Origin of the sequence: Chryseobacterium barbadense (genome assembly GCF_042849955.1) — a bacterium.
Lineage (GTDB): Bacteria > Bacteroidota > Bacteroidia > Flavobacteriales > Weeksellaceae > Chryseobacterium.
In genome coordinates, this window is sequence record NZ_BAAFHL010000052.1 from 1 (window position 1) to 17,070 (window position 17,070).

At 33.6% G+C, this 17,070-nt stretch carries 16 protein-coding genes; 3 read left to right on the forward strand and 13 right to left on the reverse strand.

Translation table 11 applies throughout. The annotated features are described in order from the left end of the window. A partial coding sequence (locus ACGHIN_RS14140; protein ID WP_390454784.1) for an HD domain-containing protein occupies positions 1-897 on the reverse strand: 897 nt, incomplete at its 3' end. Positions 898-1,140: 243 nt separating this feature from the next. On the opposite strand from ACGHIN_RS14140, the gene ACGHIN_RS14145 reads away from it, so the two are divergent. The 3 genes from ACGHIN_RS14145 (at position 1,141) to ACGHIN_RS14155 (ending at position 5,307) form a co-directional block, all read left to right on the forward strand. After that, complete coding sequence (locus ACGHIN_RS14145) at positions 1,141-2,781, forward strand: S41 family peptidase (protein ID WP_390454787.1); 1,641 nt, start codon at positions 1,141-1,143, stop codon at positions 2,779-2,781. Between the two features lie 133 nt (positions 2,782-2,914). Continuing rightward, positions 2,915-4,459, forward strand: a complete 1,545-nt coding sequence (gene porX / locus ACGHIN_RS14150; protein WP_390454790.1) for a T9SS response regulator signal transducer PorX — start codon at positions 2,915-2,917, stop codon at positions 4,457-4,459. Between the two features lie 83 nt (positions 4,460-4,542). After that, complete coding sequence (locus ACGHIN_RS14155; RefSeq protein WP_390454793.1) at positions 4,543-5,307, forward strand: exodeoxyribonuclease III; 765 nt, start codon at positions 4,543-4,545, stop codon at positions 5,305-5,307. 68 nt (positions 5,308-5,375) lie between these two features. Here the strand turns inward: ACGHIN_RS14155 and ACGHIN_RS14160 are convergent, their stop codons facing one another. The 12 genes from ACGHIN_RS14160 to ACGHIN_RS14215 form a co-directional block, all read right to left on the reverse strand. Further along, on the reverse strand, positions 5,376-5,747 hold the full coding sequence (locus ACGHIN_RS14160; RefSeq protein ID WP_390454796.1) for a septal ring lytic transglycosylase RlpA family protein: 372 nt from the start codon (positions 5,745-5,747) through the stop codon (positions 5,376-5,378). Positions 5,748-6,082: 335 nt separating this feature from the next. Next, positions 6,083-7,384, reverse strand: coding sequence for a 30S ribosomal protein S12 methylthiotransferase RimO (gene rimO, locus ACGHIN_RS14165; RefSeq protein WP_390454799.1), 1,302 nt, complete (start codon positions 7,382-7,384; stop codon positions 6,083-6,085). A 93-nt stretch (positions 7,385-7,477) separates the two neighbouring features. Continuing rightward, positions 7,478-8,023, reverse strand: coding sequence for a dTDP-4-dehydrorhamnose 3,5-epimerase (gene rfbC, locus ACGHIN_RS14170; protein WP_390454802.1), 546 nt, complete (start codon positions 8,021-8,023; stop codon positions 7,478-7,480). Positions 8,024-8,041: 18 nt separating this feature from the next. Further along, positions 8,042-9,031 (reverse strand): MraY family glycosyltransferase, encoded by a 990-nt coding sequence (locus ACGHIN_RS14175; RefSeq protein WP_390454805.1) that lies wholly within the window; start codon positions 9,029-9,031, stop codon positions 8,042-8,044. Between the two features lie 15 nt (positions 9,032-9,046). Then, on the reverse strand, positions 9,047-9,895 hold the full coding sequence (locus ACGHIN_RS14180) for an NAD-dependent epimerase/dehydratase family protein (protein WP_390454808.1): 849 nt from the start codon (positions 9,893-9,895) through the stop codon (positions 9,047-9,049). Next, positions 9,896-11,110: a glycosyltransferase family 4 protein gene (locus tag ACGHIN_RS14185; RefSeq protein WP_390454811.1), complete on the reverse strand. Its 1,215-nt coding sequence runs from the start codon at positions 11,108-11,110 to the stop codon at positions 9,896-9,898. After that, positions 11,095-12,231: a non-hydrolyzing UDP-N-acetylglucosamine 2-epimerase gene (gene wecB, locus ACGHIN_RS14190; RefSeq protein ID WP_390454814.1), complete on the reverse strand. Its 1,137-nt coding sequence runs from the start codon at positions 12,229-12,231 to the stop codon at positions 11,095-11,097. Before wecB ends, ACGHIN_RS14185 begins: the two co-directional genes overlap by 16 nt. Continuing rightward, entirely contained in the window at positions 12,179-13,429 is a 1,251-nt protein-coding gene (locus ACGHIN_RS14195) for an O-antigen ligase family protein (protein WP_390454817.1), read from the reverse strand. Before ACGHIN_RS14195 ends, wecB begins: the two co-directional genes overlap by 53 nt. 6 nt (positions 13,430-13,435) lie before the next feature. After that, positions 13,436-14,554 (reverse strand): polysaccharide biosynthesis C-terminal domain-containing protein, encoded by a 1,119-nt coding sequence (locus tag ACGHIN_RS14200; RefSeq protein WP_390454820.1) that lies wholly within the window; start codon positions 14,552-14,554, stop codon positions 13,436-13,438. A 2-nt stretch (positions 14,555-14,556) separates the two neighbouring features. Next, positions 14,557-14,979 (reverse strand): WxcM-like domain-containing protein, encoded by a 423-nt coding sequence (locus ACGHIN_RS14205; RefSeq protein WP_390454822.1) that lies wholly within the window; start codon positions 14,977-14,979, stop codon positions 14,557-14,559. A gap of 11 nt (positions 14,980-14,990) precedes the next feature. After that, positions 14,991-16,025 (reverse strand): polysaccharide biosynthesis protein, encoded by a 1,035-nt coding sequence (locus tag ACGHIN_RS14210; RefSeq protein WP_390454825.1) that lies wholly within the window; start codon positions 16,023-16,025, stop codon positions 14,991-14,993. 1 nt (position 16,026) lies between these two features. After that, positions 16,027-16,860 (reverse strand): glycosyltransferase family 4 protein, encoded by an 834-nt coding sequence (locus ACGHIN_RS14215; RefSeq protein ID WP_390454828.1) that lies wholly within the window; start codon positions 16,858-16,860, stop codon positions 16,027-16,029. Between the last annotated feature and the right edge of the window lie 210 nt (positions 16,861-17,070).

The window sequence follows — 17,070 nt, forward strand, 5'->3', positions numbered from 1 at the left end:
GATAAAATCATCGGAATTCTGCCACAATTTCATGGCCTGAATCACATCGTTATCATCCATTTGTGTAAATCGTTCCACATCTTCGTCTGTTGCCACACTTTTTCCGCGGTATAAGAAATATTTTAAATTTTCCGTAGCAGGAAGATCCACTCCCTGAGAAACCAGATACTTAGCTCTTTCCAAAATCTTGACCAAAAGGAATTCCGCTAATGCTGAAGTTTTATGATAATAGACCTGCCAATACATGAACATTCTGGCTGTCAAAAAGTTTTCAATGGAATAAATCCCTTTGGCGTCAATCACCAGTTCTCCTTCTTCGCAGACATTCATCATGGATATGATTCTCTGCGTATTGATATTGCCTTCTGAAACTCCTGTAAAGAAACTGTCTCTTTTCAGGTAATCAAGTCTGTCAACATCTAATTGAGATGAAATAAGCTGGTTAAAAAATTTTCTATGGTATTTCCCTTGAAACATTTCAATAGCAGTCGATAATTGACCTTCAAATATTTCATTTAATCTGTTCATTAGAAGTAGGGACAAATTTTCATGATGCCAATCATCCATCAACATACTTTCCAATGCATGGGAAAACGGACCATGACCAATATCATGCATCAAAATGGCCAACATAGCTCCTTTTTCTTCTTCTTTCGAAATATCAACGCCTTTCAGCTTTAAAGTTTCCAAAGCCGTAAACATCAGATGCATCGCTCCTAATGCGTGATGAAATCTTGTGTGAGTAGCTCCCGGAAATATCAGATTCAAAAGTCCTGTCTGGGAAATCCTTCTCAACCTTTGAAAATAGGGATGCTCAATCACATCAAATAAAATTTCATAAGGGATTTTGATAAACCCGTGAACCGGATCATTAATGATTTTTAGCTTATTCTGCATTGAAAAGTCTGTATTAGCAAACAAAGTTAGGGAAATTTAATTTTAGCCTTGGCTTAATTTTAATTAATAATATTATGATAACTATAAGTCGGTTTTCCAATTTAAAAGCTTTCAGATTGAGTAGATAACACAGATTAAAAAGAAACATTTTGAAGAGTTTCCAATAAAAAACACCATTATTTGCTTGAACATATTATCAGAGTTTGCTTTATCTTTGGATATGTTTATAAGCAATAACCATTAATGAGAAGCATTTCCTTTTTTATCCTCTTATTTTTATGCATCAGTTTCTCAGCCCAAACCATTACCGAAACTCAAAAGTTAGAGTCTTTATGTAAAGTATGGGGATTTTTGAAATATTACCATCCTCATGTTGCCAGAGGAAATTTCAATTGGGATCAGCAGCTTTTTCAAAAGATGGACGAACTGGAGAATGTTCAGGACAAAACACAATTGAATGAAGTGTATTCGCAATGGATTGATAGTCTCGGAACGGTAGAACTTTGTGAAAAATGCAAGAAGGAAGAAGACAAAGTGTATTTTCTAAAAAATTTTAATTTAAGCTGGATTAAAGATTCAACTATTTTTTCGAAAAGTGTAAGTGCAAAGCTTGAACATATTCAGAACAACAGAAATGTGGGGAATAATTATTATTTCGGAACAGGAGGGCGGAAAGTTTTTTTCAGGAATGAAAATTCTTATGGTTCAGCATTTACATCTGAGCAAATAAGCCTTTTGGAATTATTCAGATACTGGAACTATATCGAATATTTTTTTCCTTATAAATATAAAACCGATCAACCATGGAATGAGGTTTTAAGAGAAATGATTCCCAAGTTCACCCAGATCAGAAATGATGAACAATATCATCTGACATTAGCAGAACTGGTTACCAAAACCGATGATTCCCATGCTTTTTTGTTCTCACCGCTTATCAGTCTCAATCAATATGGAAGAAGAAGGATTCCTGTAGAATATGAGTACGCTGAAGGAAAGTTAGTGGTTACAAAAATCAATTCCAATAAGTTTAATGAAATGACTTTATTTCAAGTAGGAGATATTATTTACGATGTCAATGGGAAAACGATTCCTCAAATGGTCAATGCTTTTGGAAAGTATATTCCGGCTTCCAATTCCTGGGGGAAAATAAAGAAAGTGAAGAATCTTTTTCTTTTTTCAAATAAGGATTCCATTTCTATTAAATTTGAAAGAGATCATCAGAATATGATGATTACCGCAAAAACTTATCTTCTTAAAGATATCAATTATGAAAAACCCGCTGTACCGGAAAAATGGAAATTTATAGATTCCGAAAGAAAAACAGGATATGTGAATATGGGCATTATTGAAAGGAAAGATCTCGAAGAAATGTATCAAAATCTTAAAACTGCCCAATCCATTATTTTTGATCTGAGGAATTATCCGAAACAAACCATACTGCCTTTAAGCAGGCTACTGCTTCCGGAAAATACTATTTATTATCAGTTTAATTTTCCGGAAATCCACTATTTGAGTAAATTCTACAGCAGAAAAAACAGTATTGGCAAACACAATCCCAATTATTATAAAGGCAACGTCATTGTTTTGGTAGATGAAAATACTCAGAGCCAAGCTGAAACTACCGCCATGATGCTGAAGCAACATCCTAAAGCAAAATTGATCGGTGGACATACTTCCGGAGCCAATGGCGACGTTATAAGATTTAAAGTTGCCGATCTTGACACCAGCTTCACAGGACTTGGTGCATATTATCCTGATCAGACAGAAACCCAAAGGGTGGGAATTGTTCCTGATATTATTATAAAACCTACCGTAAAAGGAATACAGGAAGGACGTGACGAAGTTTTGGAAAGGGCTCTGGATTATATAAAAACAGGACGTTAATTGTGTAACGCAGGTGAAAAATTTTTGCGTACTTTCATTTAACTAATATTTAACTTTTAATCTGCTCATTTTGGCAGTTTTTAAAATGATTTGGTCAACATTTTGATGCAATAACCATGTAAAAAAATAAATTATGTCGGAAAAGATATTATGGATAGATGATGAAATAGATTTACTCAAACCTCATATCGTATTCTTAGAAAAAAAGGGTTATCATATAACTCCCGTTAACAATGTGAATGAAGCATTGGACCTTATGGATTCTGAAAAGTTCGCACTCACGCTTATCGATGAAAATATGCCCGGAATTTCGGGTCTTGAAGCCATTCCTATGATCAAGGAGAAGGATAATTCCTTAAAGATCGTGATGGTCACCAAAAGTGAGGAGGAACATATTATGGAGGAAGCCATCGGTTCGCAGATTGCAGATTATATTCTGAAACCGGTGAATCCCAATCAGATTTTATTATCATTAAAGAAAAACCTTCAGCAGGATGACCTGGTAGAACAAAAAACTATTTTACAGTATCAGCAGGAATTCAGAAACCTTTCCCTGGAACTCTCTTATTTAAGAACGTACCAGGATTGGGCAGAATATTATAAGAAAATTCTGAACTGGGAAATCAAATTTGATAAGGTAACCGATAATGAGTTTGCCGATCTTTTACAGTCTCAAAAAGAAGAAGCGAATATTCAGTTTGCCAAATTCATTGAAAACAATTATGAAGACTGGCTGCATGGCTCGGATAAGCCTAATATGAGCCATACTCTTTTCAAAGAGAAAGTAAAGCCTGAAGTGGAAAAAGAGAAGGTTCTTCTCTTGATGATCGATAACCTGCGTTATGATCAGTGGAAAGTAATTGAGCCTTTGTTCACTAAATATTACAATAAAATTTCAGAAGATTATTACTATAGTATTCTTCCTACAGCTACACAATATGCGAGAAATTCTTTTTTTGCAGGCCTAATGCCGTCTGAAATCGAAAAACGTTTTCCTGATAAGTGGTTTAATGATAATGAAGAGGGAAATAAGAATGAATATGAGCGTGATTTTCTTGAAGATCAAATGAAAAGAATAGGATTAGGCTCAAAGTCTATGAAATATTTAAAGGTATTGAACGCTGATTTTGAAAAGAAAATCTATGATGATTTCAATCAGCATAAGAATAATGACCTGCTGGTGATTGTATATAATTTCATTGATATCCTTTCACATGCTAAAACGGACAATCATATTGTTGATCAGCTGATTCGTGACGATAAGACGTTCAGGTCATTAACCTTAAACTGGTTTGAAAATTCGTCATTATTGAAAATCATAAAAACAGCAGCGGAAAACGGTTATAAACTGGTGATCACAACGGATCATGGAACCGTGTATGTAAAAAAACCGAGCAAGGTTGTCGGAGACAGAGAAACCTCTACTAATATCCGTTACAAAACGGGTAAGAGTTTAACGTATGACGACAGTGATGTCTGGGCAATCACCAATCCTGAAAAGCTGTTTTTACCCAAAGGTAATCTAAGCTCTAAATATATTTTTGCGAAAAGCAATATTTTCCTGGCTTATCCTAAGAATTATAATCATTTTGTAAACTACTATAAAGAAACTTACCAACACGGAGGAATTTCATTGGAAGAATGTATCATTCCGATCAGTATTTTAGAACCCAAGTAGTTTTTTTTCATAGTTTATTTAATTTGGGTCTGGGCGGAAAAAATCGTTGATTTTTTCCGCTTGTTTTTTAATATTTTTGAGACATGAAACTTATTACTTATAACGTTAACGGAATCAGGGCTGCCTTTACAAAAGATTTTTTAGGCTGGCTGTCTACTGCTGATCCCGATATTATCTGCATTCAGGAAAGCAAAGCCGGTAATGACCAGATCGATATTGAAAGTCTTGAAAAATCAGGATATCACAGTTATTGGCATTCGGCCCTAAGAAAAGGCTACAGTGGTGTCGGAATTGCCTCCAAAACAAAACCTCTCCATGTAGAATATGGCTGTGGAATTGAGAGCTACGATAATGAAGGAAGAATTATCCGTGCTGATTTCGACGGGTATTCCGTGATTTCCGTGTATGTCCCTTCTGCATCCAATATTGAACGGCTCGGTTTTAAAATGCAGTTCTGCCATGATTTTTTGGAATACATTAAAAATTTAAAGAAAACCATTCCTAATCTTATTATTTCGGGAGACTTTAATATTTGTCATCAGGCGATTGATATTCATGATCCTGTACGTCTGAAGAATGTCTCCGGATTTTTACCAATGGAAAGGGAATGGATGACTCAATTCATTGAAGAGTGTGAACTGATAGACAGTTTCCGTTTTTTCAATAATGAACCTGACCATTATACCTGGTGGAGCTACCGCCAAAATTCAAGAGCGAAAAATAAAGGATGGAGGCTGGATTATAACTTTACCTCTTATTCTTTAAAAGACAAGCTCGCCAGGGCCGTTATTTTGAAGGAAGCGGTTCATTCGGATCATTGTCCCGCCTTATTGGAATTGCATGTATAAAATACTATAAAAAAGCTCCGGCTGATCGAAGATCAGCCGGAGCTTTTAATTTAATTTAAATCATAAATTTAATCGACAATTTCGTATTCCACCGGAATCGTACCGTGATCGGTATTTCCGATTTCATTGAACGCGGCTTTAGAAATATCTAATGCTCTTGATGAATGGAACGGCCCTCTATCATTGATCTTCACAATCACCTCTTTTCCATTCTTCAGATTGGTCACCTTAACCATGGTACCAAACGGAAGCGTTCTGTTGGCTGCGGTAAATTTCGAGTTATCGAAAATTTCTCCGCTTGCTGTTTTTCTACCATTAAACTTATCGTGGTAGTACGATGCATAACTTGTTTTTTTCGCATCTGTGGCATTATTCTTGAAAGAATAAACACCAAGGGTTGAAATCATCATTATGATTACGAGAATGAATCTTTTCATCATTTTGAATTTTATGGGTTTTGACGGAGCAAATGTATCATGATCCTTTTAAAGTCCCCAATCAATTTGTTAAAAAATGTTAAAAAAACGCAAACATTACGTTAATAATTTTTGTAACCCGTTATTAACAGGACATTTACAACCTATTGTTAAAAAATGTTAAAAATTGTAGGAAAAAGTTAACATAATTAACTAATCAAAGCATAGTTATTAACAAATTCGAATTATAAACTACTGAAATTCAGAACTATAAATAAATTCACATATTTTAATTGACAAATAAAAAAACAATGATTAAATCATTGTCTTTATAGCTAACTAAAATTATATGCCTTTTCCTAGACAAGCTCTCCATATAAGTCAAATTCCTCGGCGGAAGTTATTCTTACATCAGCAAACTCACCAATAGAAATATAAGTTTGATCTGCAGAGACTAAAACGGTATTATCAACATCCGGTGAATCATACTCAGTTCTACCTATAAAATAGTTTCCTTCTTTTCTATCGAATACACATTTATACACTTTCCCTATTTTTTCCTGATTTTTTTCCCAGGAAATCTGGGATTGCAGTTCCATAATTTCCTCCACCCTCGCTTCTTTCACTTCCTGAGGAATATTATCTTCCAAAACATAGGCTGTTGTATTTTCCTCATGGGAATATGTGAAACAACCTAATCGGTCAAACTTCTGTTCTCTTACCCAATCCTTAAGTTCCTGGAATCTTTCTTCTGTTTCTCCAGGATATCCCACAATTAAGGTAGTTCTGATCGCCATATCCGGAACTTTTTCTCTGAATTTGGCCAAAAGGGCATCGGTTTTTTCATGAGTTGTTCCTCTCTTCATCGACTTAAGAAGATCTGAATTGATATGTTGCAATGGTATATCTATATAATTGCACACTTTTGGCTCTTCACGGATAATATCCAAAACATCTTCCGGAAATCCGCTTGGGAATGCATAATGAAGTCGGATCCATTCAATTCCTTCCACTTTTACCAGCTCTTTTAACAAATCTCCGAGGGCACGTCTTTTATAAATATCTAATCCATAATAAGTAAGATCCTGTGCAATCAAAATCAATTCTTTCGTACCTGATTTAGCGAGTTTCTGAGCTTCTTTAACCAGCTTTTCTATAGGAGTGGAAACATGTCCTCCTCTCATCAATGGAATCGCACAGAAAGAACAAGGTCTGTCGCAACCTTCTGATATTTTCAAATACGCATAATGTTTAGGGGTAGTGGTAAGTCTTTCTCCTACCAATTCATGTTTGTAATCCGCACCAAGATGCTTCAATAAAACAGGAAGATCTCTTGTTCCGAAATATTGATCAACATCCGGAATCTCTTTTATCAAATCCGGCTTATATCTTTCGGAAAGACAACCGGTCACAAAAACCTTTTCTACCTCTCCCCGGTTTTTAGCTTCCACAAAGTCCAGAATAGTATTAATTGATTCTTCTTTGGCATTATCTATAAATCCGCAGGTATTAATTACTACAATATCTCCTTTGTCTTCGTGAACCACTTCTTTACCATTGGCTTTAAGCTGACTCATTAAAACTTCGGAATCATATACGTTTTTGGAACATCCTAATGTTACAATATTGATTTTCTTCTTACCTACAGATTTTGTGCGCATCGTTTTGATTTTGAGTCTGCAAAGATACGAAATATTGAAGAGTATAAAATCAAAAAAATAAAAACCACTTTAATCGTGGTTTTCAATATTTATTTAAAAGTTTTTGTCTCTAAATGCAGGTGCATTCTGATCTTTTTCCGAAAGAATCATATCTTTTTCCTCTATTTTCCAATCTATTTCAAGTTCAGGATCATTAAACCTCACACTTCCTTCCGATTCTTTATTATAAAAGTTATCACATTTATAAGCAAATACCGCAGTTTCGCTTAATACCGAAAAACCATGTCCGAATCCTCTTGGTATATATAACTGAAGCTTGTTTTCAGCTGTAAGTTCTATCCCGAACCATTGGCCAAAAGTAGGTGAATCTTCCCGTAAATCTACAGCTACATCCCAAACTCTGCCTTCCAGACATGAAACTAGCTTTGCCTGAGCATGCTCTCCTTTTTGCAAGTGTAACCCTCTTAGAACTCCGTAAGAAGATTTTGAAATATTGTCCTGAACAAAGTGACCATTCATCCCTGTAAGTTCTTCAAACTTCTTTTCATTATATTTTTCAAAGAAATAGCCTCTGTCATCTTCAAAAATAGCAGGTTCTATAATATAGCAGTCTTTAAGCGGGGTTTCTTTAATTTTCATAATAAAATTCCTCAGTTCTTACAGGTTATACTGTTTTTTCAAGCTCCACTTTAATCCTAAATAGAGTCCTCCGACAGGAACAAAAATAATTAAAATGACAGCCCAGATTGGTAATTGCGAATATATCAGAAAAATATTAATAATTAATTGCACGAATGCATATACAAAACTTATGACCAGATGAGACACTTTTTTCTCATTGGCAAAAAGCTGATACAAATGTCTTCTATGTGCTTCAAAAATATTCTCTTTCAGCAAAATTCTTTCTATGATCGTTAATACAACCTCCATCCCGTATATGGATAAGAGGAATATATACTTATAATCACCCGTTTTAATAATCAGCAAAGTAATAAGAGCAATTACCCAAAAACCGATTCCCATACTTCCAACATCCCCGGCAAAACATTTCGCCTTTTTCCTGAAATTGAAGAATAAAAAGACCAAGGATGCCAAAGTTGGGTAATATATAAAGCTGTTATCCGCAAATTGGACTACTTCTCTATTAATGTAGTTTAAAGAACATAAGGCAACTAGGCTATAGAGCCCTGTCATTCCATTAATTCCATCCATAAAATTATAGGCATTAAGCGTTCCTATAATCAGAATGAATAATATCGGCCAAACCCAAAAGGGCATTATATTAAAAGCACCAGTGAAATATAGTAATAATATAACGGAAACAAAATGAATGGAAAGACGTATTTTATTAGAAAGATTCCGGACATCATCAACAAAGCTTATCGAACAAATTGCTAAGAGCCCTAATCCAAAGGACCAATACTGATTAACTGCATCCTGCAAGTGAAATAAACAAAAAATAATAAAAGCTATAGGAAAAATAATACCTCCTCCTCTTAGCGTAATTTGTGTATGAGCACTTCGGTGATTAGGCTTGTCTATAATATTATATTGATCGGCTATTTTAAAATAGACCAATATTGAAATAAAAAGTAAAACTGTAACAATTGCAAACTCCATATTATAATTGAAATTTATCCATAACATTTGATGGTGAAAACCCTAAATTTCTTTCATTTTCTTATTTGAAAAAGTAAGGGAATCTGTAATTTTTTTTAATCTTAATGAATTAATTGGTATTTTATTTCCAATTATGTCACCAATAACAGCCAACGTTTTGGCAACCAAAAAAGGGATATTATGGGGGATTGGCTTACCTAATATTTCTGAAATTTTCTTTGAAATCTCATTAAAATCAGGATGATAATCATCACAAACATTATATATTCCACCATTCTTATTGATTGCTTTCATAGTAAGATCAGCAAAGTCCTCTACCCAAAATATACTTTTTCTGGCTTTTCCTCCGGCAATATTAAAATATCTTCCTGTCTTTATTGCCTTAACCATATCTCCCAAGTTTCCGGGAGGATTAGGCCCTGCAATTAAAGACGGTCTTATAATAAATAATTTAACGTGATGTTTTTCACACCAATTTAAGAGAAACTCTTCAGCCATAATCTTGCTTTTTGCATATGGTGTACTTCCCTGAAGAGGTGAATCTTCGTTTATATTTTCACCAAAATCTTTTCCATAAACGGCCACAGTACTTATAAAAATAAAAATATCTGGTAGATTTTCTTCTAAAGCATTACATAAATTTACCGTTCCATTAAAATTAACTTTATAAAATTTTTCTCCTTCAGCTTTGTTGCCTGGAACAGAATGAGCCTTACCTGCTGCATGAAAAACAATATCAAATTTCTCTGTAAATAAAGGAATTTTCTCTGTAATATCATTTGCATAATCTGTATTATGAGTTCCTAATGTTTTTACCTCAAAATTTTTTTGAAGTAAAGGGATAACATTTCTTCCTAGAAATCCGTTTGCACCCGTAAATAGCACTTTCATTTATACAGTATGATAAAATTTGTTTAAAATTATGTTTTCAGAAAACTCTTGTTCAGCAACTTTTCTGGCATTTTCTTTTTTAATCTCGAGTTCAGCAATGGACTTCTCATTAAATGAATTAAAAAAATCAATTAATTCCTGATGTTGCTGAAAAGAATACCCTATGTTTTTTTCTTTCAAAAGCAAATCAATTTCGCTATCTTTTTCCCCAATAAATAAAATTGGTTTACCTGCTGCTAAAATATTGTACGTTTTTGATGGTACTCCCAAACCAAACATCCCTTTTGCCAAACTTACAAAAGCTACATCTGTTTTATTTAAAACTAAAAGCTGCTCTTCTCTTGAATAAGCACCATCAAAATAAACATTATTCATCTGGTTAAGAGAGACATAATCAATCATTTTTTGCTTAACAGCTCCTTCACCTACAAAATAAAATACAAGCCTGTCATTTTTGACGTTCTTTATTACTTCAAGTAATTCAAGAAGTCCCTGAACCCTACCTATATTACCCGCATACTGAAAAATTATTTTTTGTGTTAAAGGTGAGCCTTCTTCAAATACATTTTGCTTTGCAAGCGGATAAATATTTTCGGTATCTCCCCAATTTTCGATAATCTCAATTGCCGGATTACTTTGATATTTTTTTACCTTACCTTCAATAACTTTTTGCATATCCCGTCCCAAAACAATTAATTTATTTGCTTTGGAATACGCTTTATCGAATAAATTTTTCAAAATTTTATAAGCAAAAGTTTTCTCAGACTTTATGATTCCCGCAGGTATTGTATTTTCCGGGAAAACATCATGAACCAAAATAATTAATTTAATTTTTTTTACTATTTTGAGTATTGAAATCAATAAAATTAAAGGTGCCGGATTAGTTACGATAAAAACTTTCTCTCCTTTTTTAACCCTTTTAAAAAGATACCAAAAAATGGAAAAGCTTAGTAAAAAAAACCTTAAAGATCTACTTATAAGATTGTTCTTATTTTTTCCTAAACTTTTTATTTTGTGAACAAAAACACTTGGATGTAAAGTAAAAGCTTCACTTCTTTCATGAGTATCATATACGGGTTCTCCACAGACAACACTTACAGAATATTTATCTGTAAGCCTGTTTGCTACTTTTGTAAGAATAAAAGAAGTTGAAGTTTCTTCCGGATAAAAAAGTTCTGTTGCAATCCAGAGATTTTCCTTTATATTTTGCTCCACACTACTCTGTTAACGTAATCTGTATAACTTAAAATAATTCTCACCACTTTCTCAGAAACATTAGGCATGGAATAATCGGCTACAGATCTGTAGTTTCTTTCTTTACCTACTTTCTGCTGCTGAAGCTGAATCAATCCTTGTAAAATTCTTTCAGGAGATAATCCCACCATCATTACAGATGCTTCCTCCATTGCTTCCGGTCTTTCATGAGCTTCTCGGATATTTAAAGCTCTGAAGTTCAATATTGACGATTCTTCTGAAATGGTACCCGAGTCTGATAATACAGCATAACTTCTCATCTGAAGGGCATTATAGTCATGAAAACCTAAAGGTTTAAGGAATTGAATTTCAGGTCTTACCTGTACCTGTTTTTTATCAATCATATTTCTTGTTCTCGGATGAGTAGAAACAATGATAGGATATCCGAATTTCTCAGCAATTGCATTAAGGCTTTCTATTAATCCATTAAAGTTTTTCTCAGAATTTATATTTTCTTCTCTATGTGAAGATACTACAAAATATTTCCCCTCTTCTAAATTCAACCTTTTCAGAACATCGGAACTTTCTATTTGAGGCAGATAATGGTTTAAAACCTCATACATAGGAGATCCGGTCTTAATAATTCTGTCGGCAGGAAGTCCCTCTCGCAATAAATATTCTCTTGCAATATCCGAATACGTTAAATTAATGTCTGCCGTATGATCTACAATTTTACGGTTGGTTTCTTCCGGAACTCTCTGATCAAAACACCTGTTTCCGGCTTCCATATGGAAAATAGGAATCTGCCTTTTTTTTGCAGGGATCGCACAAAGGCATGAGTTGGTATCACCCAGAACTAAAAATGCTTCAGGCTGTAATTCTTCAAGAAGCGGATCTATTTTGATCAGAATATTTCCTACTGTTTCAGTAGCTGTTTTTCCGGCAGCTTCCAGAAAATAATCTGGTTTACGCAATCCTAGATCTTCAAAAAAAATCTGATTAAGCTCATAATCATAATTCTGACCTGTATGAACGATAATATGTTCTACTGCTTCTGAAGCATCCAGAGCAGATAATACTTTCGACAATCTAATGATCTCCGGTCGTGTTCCCACGACTGTCATTACTTTTAATTTTTTCATTATTATAGTTTAAATATCCTAATGTTATTAACGATGCGCTAAAGTACCAAAAATCAAATGACGAATATGCATTTCCTGATGTTTGGGCTAAAATAAAATATTGCAGGAAAAAAAAAACTAGAATTCCCGCTTCTTTATACTGAGAAATATTAGTTATTATTTTAAAAAAATTTCTGATCACATGTATATAATAGGCGCCAAATAAAAACCCGCCGATTATCCCAGTGGACATCAAAATATCCAAAAATATATTATGCGGATAAGAACCGTCTTCAAAAAAAGTTCTACCTCCTATAAGAGGATGGTTAACAATTTCTGCTAGTCCTTTATTTAAATAATATGATCTTCCGGATGCATTTCCTTCGAATACTGCAGCATTTAGCCTTTTAAAAAATAAAATATCAGTACCTGTTAGATATGCAATAAGCAGAAGTATGAAAAAGAGGAAAGTAGATACAAAAAAAACTTTCCAGTATTTTTTATTTTTTTTTAGAATCAAAAAAACGAAAAAGACACAAAACAATGCCAATACCGGGCTTCGCGCAGCAGAAACATAAATAGGAAATAACCCTAAAAATAAGCCTGCAATTTGTTGAGCCTTTTTGACTTCAAGAAATAAATAGCTGTATATAACCATTATCACCAGACTTAATCCGTAATGCCCTGTTAAAATATAATACGAGCGAAAGATACCACTTCTTCCCGCGTTTACCATTCGTGAAGCTAAAATCTGGTATAAAAAATTCAGAGAGAGTACAACAAAAAGAAACCAGAATACATACTTATAAAAAATTGAAAAATTAACCTTATTATAATCAAAGCTTAAAAGAGCCACTACCGGTAATGGCATCACAAGCATATAATAGTGAAAACTTTTTTTCAGTTTCTCCAAAACTCCGGGTAAAAAATCATAGTTATAAAAAGTATACTCTGATTTAATAAGATAAAGTAAATAAAAAGAAATAAAGAAGAAAATTATATTCTTTCTTTCTTTTACTCTATTAAAATTTTTTATAATAAAATATATAGACAAAAGAAAGGTCGAACTTCTTATCAGAACATTAATGATTTGTGATAATTTATCCGAGGAAAAAGGGTCTATGTAGCAGATGATGTATCCAAATAAGGCAAAAGCCAGGAAAAAGGTTTCCAGGTTAATTGTTGGAGTATTCCTTGTATGGATAATTACTTTTCCCATTCAGGTTTAAACTTCTAAAAAGTAGGTATCTGCATCTTCAGAATTAAAAGGTTCATTGATCCAAAAAATGGTATACAGCTCCTCTTCTCCAATATTTTTAATATTATGAGTATACCAAATAGGCATGTCTACATATGCCGGTTCGTCTCCATCCAAATAAAAATCAAATACCTCATCCGTATCAATTTTTCTTAGCTGAATTAAAGCTTTACCTTTGATGACAGCAAATCTTTCTATTTTTCTTGTATGAAAATGATTTCCTCTGGTAATTCCCGGAACAGTAGTGGAAAAAGAGCATTGCCCTCCGATTCCCAATCTAATAATTTCCACAAAGGCTCCTCTTGGGTCTATATGCTGTGTAAATTTTACGGGATAATGGTTTTTAATATCAAAATAACAACGAAAAGTATTAAAAAGGTTTAAATCAAACTTTCCTTCTAACTGAGGAATTTCTCCATTTTCAAAATATAATTTTTTATAATTTTCCAGCTTTGCCAAAACCTCCGAAACCTTATTGATTGAAGTGTGTGGAACTTCATATAATTCTGTAGTTTCAGCGGACTCAATCTGGGCTATAATTTCCTGAACAAGTTCTCCAACATATATTAAGCTCACCTCACCATCATTATCTATAACAGGATTTTCTCCGTGAGTAAGTTTATGACAAAATGTAGCGATGAAAGAGTTGTAGTTGGGTTTTCCAAAAGGTCCAAAAACATTCGGAATGATCATTCCTGTAAATTTTCCACCGGATTTTTTAGCCCATTTCCCTAAAAGCTCTCTACCTTCTCTTTTGGATTTACCATATAAATTATCCTTTTCTTCCTGTGAAGACGATGAAAATAAAATATGAGGGTTCGTCTCTGTTCTTTCTAAAGAGTCAATGAGCTTCTTTACCAGATCTATATTGTTGTTGAAAATCACCTCAGGATCAGGATGACGATTCATAGCAGCCAAATGCACAATGACATCACATTGTTTTACAAAAGAATCAAGTTTTTCAGGTTGTTTAAAAAATTCTCTTTCAAAATGGATTCTTTCAAACTGATCTGGTTGTAAGCCTAACGTATTATATAAATGCGAACCTACAAAACCATTCTGCCCGGTAATTCCTATTTTTTTCATTATTATAATTTATTAAAATAATCTATGGGAAACCTATGATCATCATTGATTTCTCCTAAATAATAATCAGCCATCACCAATAGTCTTGCCTCTTCTGTGTCAGACTGGATTGCACTCACATATCCGTTTGGTACATAAAGAATATCCAGTTTCTCAGCATTAATCTTAAACTCCAGAATATCAGAATCTATTGACGGGGCTTTCCAGTTTTCTATTTTTATCAATCTTATGGTAAAACTTCCCTGTAGTACTGAGAACCATCGCTGTTCGGTTTGATGTCCGGTCCAGCCTCTTATGAATTCCGTATCTTTATTTTCGATACAGTACATCCTTTTAATTTCTGATGCATTAAAACTGTTATTAAAAAATAAACTTCCTCTTTCGTCAGAGTATTTCCCCCCTTCTATTATTACAGGTACTGTCATTTTTGCGAAATCTAATCAGGATATTGCATTACATCTTCACCTAAGATCTCCCTTCTTATTAAAGGAAGCTTTAATAAAAGATTTTTCATTCCTTCTACATCCTGCTGCTCAGTATTATGAGAGTGATAATCTTCAATTTTTGAAATATCTTCTTCGCCTTCAGAAAAATATTGTGCGTAATTCAGGTCCCGATTATCAGCGGGTATTCTATAGAAGTCACCCATATCTTCTGCTTTCAGCATTTCTTCACGGGTACACAAAGTTTCATAAAGTTTTTCTCCATGTCTTGTCCCGATTACTTTCACCGGATTATCGGCCTTAAACATTTCTTTTAATGCCTGAGCTAAGTCTCCGATAGTTCCTGCAGGTGCTTTATTAACAAATAAATCCCCCGGATTTCCATGCTCAAATGCGAATAATACTAAATCTACAGCTTCTTCTAAAGACATAAGGAATCTTGTCATATTAGGATCTGTAACGGTAATAGGGTCTCCGCTCTTAATTTGTTTAATAAATAATGGAATAACAGAACCTCTTGAAGCCATTACATTACCGTATCTCGTAAGGCATACTACAGTTTCCTCTAAATTTCTGGAAGCAGCTACAGCCACTTTTTCCATCATTGCCTTAGAAATCCCCATGGCATTGATAGGATATGCAGCTTTATCTGTACTAAGGCATATTACTTTTTTCACATTGTTTCTGGCAGCGGCATCTATGACATTCTGCGTACCTTCAACATTAGTTTTAACGGCCTGCATTGGAAAAAATTCGCAAGAAGGCACCTGCTTTAATGCAGCTGCATGAAAGACATAGTCTACTCCTCTCATTGCAGGCTCAATACTTTTATAGTCTCTTACGTCTCCGATATAGAATTTCAGTTTATCATTTTTAAACTGGTTTCTCATATCATCCTGCTTTTTCTCATCACGAGAAAAAATTCGGATTTCTTTAAAATGATCTGTATGTATAAATTTTCTCAAAACAGCAGTTCCAAAAGAACCTGTTCCACCTGTAATAAGAAGTATTTTATTTTTGATTTCCATGTTAAAATAATTTCAAAATTTGTGATACATATTTCTCTGCAGTAAAATTTTGCTCATAAAAAGCAATTCCATTTTCAGACTTTTTTCTATACATTCCTGGGGCATCATCGGATTCTAATATTTTCTCAGCAATTTCTTCAGGGGATTTCGGTTTTACAAAAAAACCATTCTCATTATTTACCATCGAGGGAATTAAACGATATTCTGTAACTATCGGCACACATCCATAAGCAATTGCTTCCAATACAGAAACCGGCTGACCTTCATTAATATAATAACTAGGTAAGATAAAAAAATGTGCGTTCAGAAATGCTTCTTCTTTTTGTGCTCCATAAAGCCCTTCATAATATACAGTTTTATCCGAAAGATTATATTCTTTTAATTTTTTTGAAAATAAATCTCTGGCTTCTTCTGAAGTTTTACATAAGGTATCTTCCAAGTCTTCTAAAAATCTTCCTGCGAAAATAAGCTTTATATTCTTATTATATTTATTATATAGCAAATTGCCTGCTTCCAGAACATCCCAAAATCCTTTGCCTTCAATCATATTACTCAAATAAAGGATAACTATCGGCTCTGATATGTTCTTTGGTTTTATAATATCTGATTTAACTTTCTGGGGCAAACCATTTGGAATAGAGACAACCTTATTTTCGTAATCTTTAACAAAGCTAAGCTGTTTTTTTGTATAGTCCCCCTCTACAATAAAATAATCCGTCTTTTCAATGGTGTTTTTTATTTTCTTCTGTAAAAAAGGCGATTGAGAATTATAAAACCCTTCATAATTAGCTCCGAATTGATGGGCAATTACTTTTCTTTTAAAAAGCTTTGCCATATTTATAAATATAAAATCCCTTATAAATCCCACCTTTGATTGTGAGGTATTGATATATACCGGAGTTCTAGGATTAGAAATAAGGGTGAAAAATAACTTAAAGGAAAGTAAAATATTATCTATTAGCTTCGTAAGGTTAAATTTCCCGGAAACTCTTGTATTCCCAAAATTTTTATCTACGGAAATTCCAAAATCTACAATATACGGTTC